We start from the raw sequence: 6,477 nt of genomic DNA, 5'->3' as shown, positions 1-6,477 counted from the left end.
GGGCTGGGCGTGTCGGGCCAGGTGACCAAGGATGTGAGCCTGTTCGCCTCGGCCGACTACAACCGCGTCGTGGCCGGAGGCAAAGGCGACAGCCTGAGCGGCCGCGTGGGGGTGGTGATTGCGTGGTGATCCGGAGGGGGGACGGCGATCTGTTACCCCCAGTGATCGTAAGAGGGTCGAGTGATTCGCTGACCAAGATGAATAGGAACTGAGCGCCAAGGGAGGCGCTCAGGCAGCAATTTCAGCGGAAGCGCTCGTTCAACGTATCCCCCATGAATGGCAGATTTTGACCCAAGGCTGCCATTTGGCTGCCCGGGAAGCAGCCGTTCAACGGGGCGGCCCTGGCCGATGCATACCATCTTGGCTGAGGCAAAGCCGACCGCGAACATGTCTCGGATTTGCGGCCCGTCCACGGACGGGCGCCTCGGCAACCTGGTGGTTCACTGCATCTTCTGCGTAGAACGCAGCCAAGCCGTCCGCGTCTGCGCGATTAAAGGCGCTCGCCCAGAGTTCAACGAGTTCGCGCGGTGCCATGACGCTTAACGTTTGACGTAAGGGGCGGCCCGCTTGCGGGACGTCCCCTTGAGGGAGGGGTTAGGCCACACCGCTGGGGACATAGCCTGCCTTGTAGACCGATGCCAAAGGCTGAAACAGTGGCTCTGGCAGCTCAGACCAACGAAACCACTGCCACCGAGAGCACTTTTCAGGCTCAAGCACACGCGGCTCGCCCGCCTGACTATGCGCGACGACAATGAGGGTGACGTAGTGCTTTCCCTCAAAGAGATCGTTGGAGAACGCGCCGTGTGACAGGTTTTGTATTTCCAGTCCTGTCTCCTCAAGTACCTCACGTTCGGCACATTGCTCCAAGGACTCACCGTACTCGAGGTGACCACCTGGCAGCGCCCACGTGCCTGAACCGTGTGACCCCTTTCGTAAGCCCAAGAGCACCAGGCCATCGCGGATGACGACGACACCAACGCCGACGAGAGGAATTGGATGACTCATGGGGTCTTGTGGCCTGACTATCTATTTGGACGGCAATTTTGCAGTATGACTCCGGCCGCTGCTGCATAACACCTCGGCCCGAACCCCGTGAAAAATGGCGGCCTGTCTAGGTCTGCAAGGATTTCTCGCGGTTTTCACCCTACCAAATTAGGATGACAAGCAGCAGCACATCGATATGCTAAGCATACGCTAGAGGGCCGTGAACGACGGCTTCCGGCGGGTCTGTCCGACCGGCCGCTCCTGGCCGGGAACCGCCCTCCGGTAACTGCCAAAGCCCGACAGATTTTATTCCTTGTATTCACAGACACCGAACCGGGGGTTATTCGACCGTCACGCTCTTGGCCAAATTACGTGGCTTGTCGACATCCGTCCCGCGCGCGCAGGCGGTGTGATACGCGAGAAGTTGCAGCGGTACGACGTGCAGGATGGGCGAGAGGGGGCCGTAGTGTTCGGGCATGCGGATGACATGGATGCCTTCCTCGCCGTGGATGCGGGTATCGGCGTCGGCGAAGACGTAGAGTTCTCCGCCGCGCGCGCGGACTTCCTGCATGTTGCTCTTGAGCTTTTCGAGGAGCTGGTCGTTCGGCGCGACGGTGACCACTGGCATCTCTTTGTCGACCAACGCCAGCGGGCCGTGCTTGAGTTCGCCGGCCGGGTAGGCTTCGGCGTGGATGTAGCTGATCTCTTTGAGCTTGAGTGCGCCTTCCAGCGCGATGGGGTAGTGCAGCCCGCGCCCGAGGAAGAGTGCGTTGCTCTTGCGGGCGAAATCTTCGGCCCACGCGATGATCTGCGGTTCAAGCGCCAACACGCCTTGCAGCGCGACGGGCAGGTGGCGCATCGATCTGAGGCAGATCGCTTCCTGTTCTTCGGTGAGCTTGCCGCGCACCTGCGCGAGTGACAGCGTCAGCAGGAACAGCCCTGCAAGCTGGGTCGAGAATGCTTTGGTGGATGCCACGCCAATTTCAACGCCGGCACGCGTGATGTACGCCAGCTTGCATTCGCGCACCATGGCACTGGTGGCGACGTTGCAGATGGTGAGCGTGTTTTCCATGCCGAGCGTGCGTGCGTGCTTGAGTGCGGCGATGGTGTCGGCCGTCTCGCCCGACTGCGAGATGGTGACGACCAGGCTCCTGGGGTTGGGCACGCTGGTGCGGTAGCGATATTCGCTGGCGATTTCGACCTGCGTCGGGATGCCGGCGATGGCTTCGAGCCAGTACTTGGCGGTGCAGCCGGCGTAGTAGCTGGTGCCGCACGCCAGAATCAACACTGAGTCGATATCGCGGAAGATTTTGTAGGCGCCGTCGCCAAACAGTTCGGGCGTAATGCTCACTACCCCTTCGAGCGTGTCGGCGATGGCGCGCGGCTGCTCGAAGATTTCCTTTTGCATGAAGTGCCGGTACGGGCCGAGTTCGGCCGCGCCGGTGTGCGCGTGCACGGTACGCACGGGGCGCTCGGCGCGCACGAATCCGTCGCCCTGGCGCGCCTCGATCCAGTAGCGGCCGAGTTGCAGGTCGACGATGTCGCCTTCTTCGAGGTAGACGATCTGGTCGGTGACGCCGGCCAACGCCATGGCGTCCGAGGCGACAAAGTTTTCGTTGTCGCCCACGCCCAGCACAAGCGGGGAGCCTTCTCGCGTGGCGACGAGCCGATGCGGCTCATCACGGCAGAAAACAGCGATGGCGTAGGCGCCGCGCAGGCGAGCCGAAGCGCGCTTGACGGCATCGAACAGGTCGCCGTCGTAGAGCGATTCGACGAGGTGCGCGATCACTTCCGTGTCGGTCTGGCTGACGAACTCGTAACCCTTGGCCGTGAGTTCGGCACGCAGCTCGTCGTGATTCTCGATGATGCCGTTGTGGACCAGCGCAATGCGATCGCGCGAAAAGTGCGGATGGGCGTTGTGCACCGCTGGCGCGCCGTGAGTGGCCCAGCGCGTGTGGGCGATCCCGGTAAAGCCGGTCAGGCCTTCGGTGCGAACCTGGGCGTCGAGTTCTGCCACGCGGGAGGTGCTGCGGGCGCGGGTCAGTTCACCGTTGCGGTGCACCGCCACGCCGCAGGAATCGTAACCACGGTATTCCAGGCGCTTGAGACCTTCGATGAGGATAGGAACGATATCCCGCTGGGCCACGGCCCCGACGATGCCACACATGATTGCCTCCCGGCGCTGCTTGATTCGATGCGCAATGCTAGCCGGGCTATCGTGACGGATGCCTGCAATATTTCTCGGAAAATGAAATTTTATTTCGTATCATGCGTGGCATGAAATAATATTTCACGTTATTGATTCCAAGTCGCCTGCAAATGCCCACAGAGTTTGACGCCATTGACCGCCGCATCCTCGCCCAGTTACAGGAGGACGCCTCGCTGACCAATGAATCGCTGGCAAGGCTCGTGCACGTGTCACCGGCCACCTGCTTGCGCCGTGTGCGCCGCTTGCGCGAATCGGGCGTAATCGAGCGGACGGTGGCGATCCTGTCGCCGGAGGCCGTCGGCCAGGGGCTGGCCGTGATCGTGGAAATTACGCTGGAGCAGCAGAACACTGAATGGCTGGCACGGTTCGAGGTGCGCGCGATGGAGGAAGCAGCAGTCCAGCAGTGCTATCGGACGAGTAGCGGCCCGGACTTCGTACTGATTCTGCATGTCGCGTCGATGGACGACTACCACGCGCTGGCGCATCGGCTGTTGTCGGCCGACGCTCACGTGCGGAACGTGCGGGCGTTCTTTGCGGTGAAAAGGTCAAAATTCGCAACGGCGCTTCCGCTGCGGGAGTCGCCCGTTTCGTGAATTGATATTGCTCAGAGTTGGGAAGAAAGCGGGGTCCTAATGTGAAGGGTCACCCGAAAATTCTCACGCCATGTCCGATACGCCTCCCGAATACTTCCATGGTCGTCGTTACCACGCCTATAACGACTGGGTGAAATACACCTACGGTTGTCGCCTTCAGAAGGTATCTCTCGACGCCGGCTTTACCTGCCCCAACCGGGACGGGTCGCGCGGCACCAATGGCTGCACGTTCTGCAATAACCGTAGTTTTACGCCTGGTTACCTCTTTGGCGTGGACGATATCCACGCACAGATCGACACGGGCATTGCGCAGGTTCAGCGCCGCTATGGCTATGACGAACGCTATGTGGCGTACTTCCAGACCTACTCGAATACTTACGGCAGCGTTGCCCGCCTGCGCCAGGCGTACCAGGTCGCCCTGGCCCATCCGCAGATTTCCGGACTGGTGATCGGCACCCGGCCGGATTGCTTGCCGGATGAAGTGCTCGACTACCTGGCCGAGCTTTCGATCCGCACGGTGGTCGAGCTGGAAATCGGCATCGAGTCGTGCGATGACGAAGTACTGCGCCGCTGCAACCGCGGACATACTTTCGACGAGACCGTTGATGCTATCAGGCGCGCAGGTGAGCGCGGGCTATTCACCACCGCTCATATGCTGTACGGATTGCCCGGAGAGACGCGCGCAACGATCGCTGAAGGCGCGCTGAAGTTGTCTCGCCTCGGGCTGGATGCGATCAAGTTCCATCAGTTGCAGGTGGTCAAGGGCTCGCAATTGGCGAACGAATGGCGCGCCGATCCGAATTCGGTTCCGCTGATGGATGTGACCGAGTACGTCGAGTGCGTGGCCGACACGGTCGAACGGCTCTCGCCGTATGTGAAGATCCAGCGCTTGATCAGCGAATGTGCGCCCAACCTGCTGCTGGCTCCGCAATGGTCGCTCAAGCAAGCCAGCATGGCCTTGTTGCTGGAAGACGCACTCGCCATGCGCGGCAGTTGGCAAGGTAAACGCTACGAGGCGCCTGCCTCGGCCTGGTCGGCGCCCGTCACACCGGCGTTCGTCTGACGTCCACCGAGCCGGGGTGGCCGGCCCACCCCGCGCCAGCCCCGCCGCCCGGCGGGGTTTGCGGACTCACAGAGTTGTCACGATTTTTTTGCCTTTACCGGCCGCGCCCAGTGTTCGACCGTGACTTGCCTTGCACGCCCGAGCGTCAGTTTCCCCTCGGGCGCGTCGTGCGTGAGGGTGGTGCCAGCACCAATGTTGGCGCCCCGCCCGATACGCACCGGCGCAATCAACTGGCTGTCGGACCCGATGAAGACATCGTCCTCGATGACGGTACGGTATTTGTTGGCGCCATCGTAGTTGCACGTGATGACGCCGGCTCCGACGTTTACCTTGCTGCCCACCGTGGCGTCGCCGATGTATGCAAGGTGATTGGCCTTGGTATGCGCCGCGATCTGGCTGTTCTTGACCTCGACGAAATTGCCGATGTGGACGTCCTCGGCCAGCGTTGTACCGGGGCGCAGACGGGCGTAGGGCCCGATCACGCAGTCCTTGCCGACCTCGGCATCTTCAAGATGGCAGAACGGCGCCAGCCTGGTGCCGGCCGCGATACGCACATTGCGCAGCACACAGTTGGCGCCGATGCGCACACCTTCGCCCAGTTCGACCGCACCTTCGAAAACGCAACCGACGTCGATCTCGACGTCCGGCTCGCAGCGAAGCTCGCCGCGCACGTCGATACGGGCTGGATCGATCAGGGTGACGCCCTGTTCGAGCAAGCGGTCAGCAATGTTGCGCTGATGGATGCGCTCGAGTTCGGCCAGTTGCTGCTTGCTATTGACCCCAAGCGTCTCCCACGCCTGCGCGGGCTGGGCCGCCACGACCGGCACGCCATCGGCGACTGCCATGGCGATGATGTCGGTCAGGTAGTACTCGCCCTGCGCATTGTTGTTGGAGAGCCGGCCGAGCCATGCCCGCAGCCGCGCCACCGGCGCGCACAGAATGCCGGTGTTGACCTCGCGCACCAGGCGCTGCTCGGGCGTGGCGTCCTTCTCTTCGACAATCGCCTGCACTGCGCCGACGGCGTTGCGAATAATTCTTCCATATCCCGTCGGCTGATCCATAGTTACTGTGAGCAGCCCGACCCCCTGGCCGCCTGCGGCGTCGACCAGCGCGCGCAGCGTTTCCGGACGGGTCAGCGGGACGTCGCCATACAGCACCAGCGCCATGCCTTCGTCATCGAGAACCGGCAGCGCCTGCTGGACGGCGTGGCCGGTGCCGAGTTGCTGTGCTTGCTCGGCCCAGACGACATCGGGTGCGGCCAACGCGGCCCGCACCTGCTCGCCACCATGTCCGTACACAACGCAGACGCGCGCAGGCGACAGTTCCCGGGCCGTATCAAGGACATGAGCCAGCATCGGGCGGGCGGCGATGGGCTGCAATACTTTGGGCAGGCGCGAACGCATACGTTTGCCTTGTCCGGCAGCGAGAATGACGATTTGCATGGACGTGGGTCTGGAAAAGGTGAATTTGGGTGGCAGGAGACAAGGTTGCCGAGACGAGTGTCGCGGTCGCGAATGCGGCAGCAAGCACGGAGCCGTGAAGCGGAAGGGATTTTAGCATCGGCGAGACAACCCGTTACTAAGCATGACTTCCCCTACGGCCGGCTTGACGTGCGTCACTCTTTTGGC

The 6,477-nt window shown here is 62.2% G+C and carries 6 protein-coding genes; 2 read left to right on the top strand and 4 right to left on the bottom strand.

Annotated features, from left to right (window positions below):
- Positions 1 to 327: 327 nt before the first annotated feature.
- The 3 genes from ACDA63_RS18090 to glmS all read right to left on the bottom strand — a co-directional run bounded on the left by ACDA63_RS18090 (position 328) and on the right by glmS (position 3,151).
- Positions 328 to 534: a nuclear transport factor 2 family protein gene (locus ACDA63_RS18090; RefSeq protein ID WP_373664691.1), complete on the bottom strand. Its 207-nt coding sequence runs from the start codon at positions 532 to 534 to the stop codon at positions 328 to 330.
- 60 nt (positions 535 to 594) lie between these two features.
- Positions 595 to 1,005, bottom strand: coding sequence for an NUDIX hydrolase (locus ACDA63_RS18085; protein WP_373664690.1), 411 nt, complete (start codon positions 1,003 to 1,005; stop codon positions 595 to 597).
- Between the two features lie 319 nt (positions 1,006 to 1,324).
- Entirely contained in the window at positions 1,325 to 3,151 is a 1,827-nt protein-coding gene (gene glmS, locus ACDA63_RS18080) for a glutamine--fructose-6-phosphate transaminase (isomerizing) (RefSeq protein WP_373664689.1), read from the bottom strand.
- 152 nt (positions 3,152 to 3,303) lie between these two features.
- On the opposite strand from glmS, the gene ACDA63_RS18075 reads away from it, so the two are divergent.
- Both ACDA63_RS18075 and ACDA63_RS18070 read left to right on the top strand, forming a co-directional pair.
- Positions 3,304 to 3,786 carry an Lrp/AsnC family transcriptional regulator gene (locus ACDA63_RS18075; RefSeq protein ID WP_373664688.1) on the top strand — a complete coding sequence of 161 codons (483 nt, stop codon included), beginning with the start codon at positions 3,304 to 3,306 and terminating at the stop codon, positions 3,784 to 3,786.
- Between the two features lie 70 nt (positions 3,787 to 3,856).
- Positions 3,857 to 4,849, top strand: coding sequence for a TIGR01212 family radical SAM protein (locus ACDA63_RS18070; protein ID WP_373664687.1), 993 nt, complete (start codon positions 3,857 to 3,859; stop codon positions 4,847 to 4,849).
- Positions 4,850 to 4,926: 77 nt separating this feature from the next.
- On the opposite strand, the gene glmU is transcribed toward ACDA63_RS18070, so the two are convergent.
- Positions 4,927 to 6,291 carry a bifunctional UDP-N-acetylglucosamine diphosphorylase/glucosamine-1-phosphate N-acetyltransferase GlmU gene (gene glmU, locus ACDA63_RS18065; RefSeq protein WP_373664686.1) on the bottom strand — a complete coding sequence of 455 codons (1,365 nt, stop codon included), beginning with the start codon at positions 6,289 to 6,291 and terminating at the stop codon, positions 4,927 to 4,929.
- Between the last annotated feature and the right edge of the window lie 186 nt (positions 6,292 to 6,477).

Origin of the sequence: Uliginosibacterium sp. sgz301328 (genome assembly GCF_041807905.1) — a bacterium.
GTDB lineage: Bacteria > Pseudomonadota > Gammaproteobacteria > Burkholderiales > Rhodocyclaceae > JBGVSA01.
Note: the sequence above shows the minus strand (reverse complement) of the source record. Positions and strands in the feature narration are given on the sequence as shown.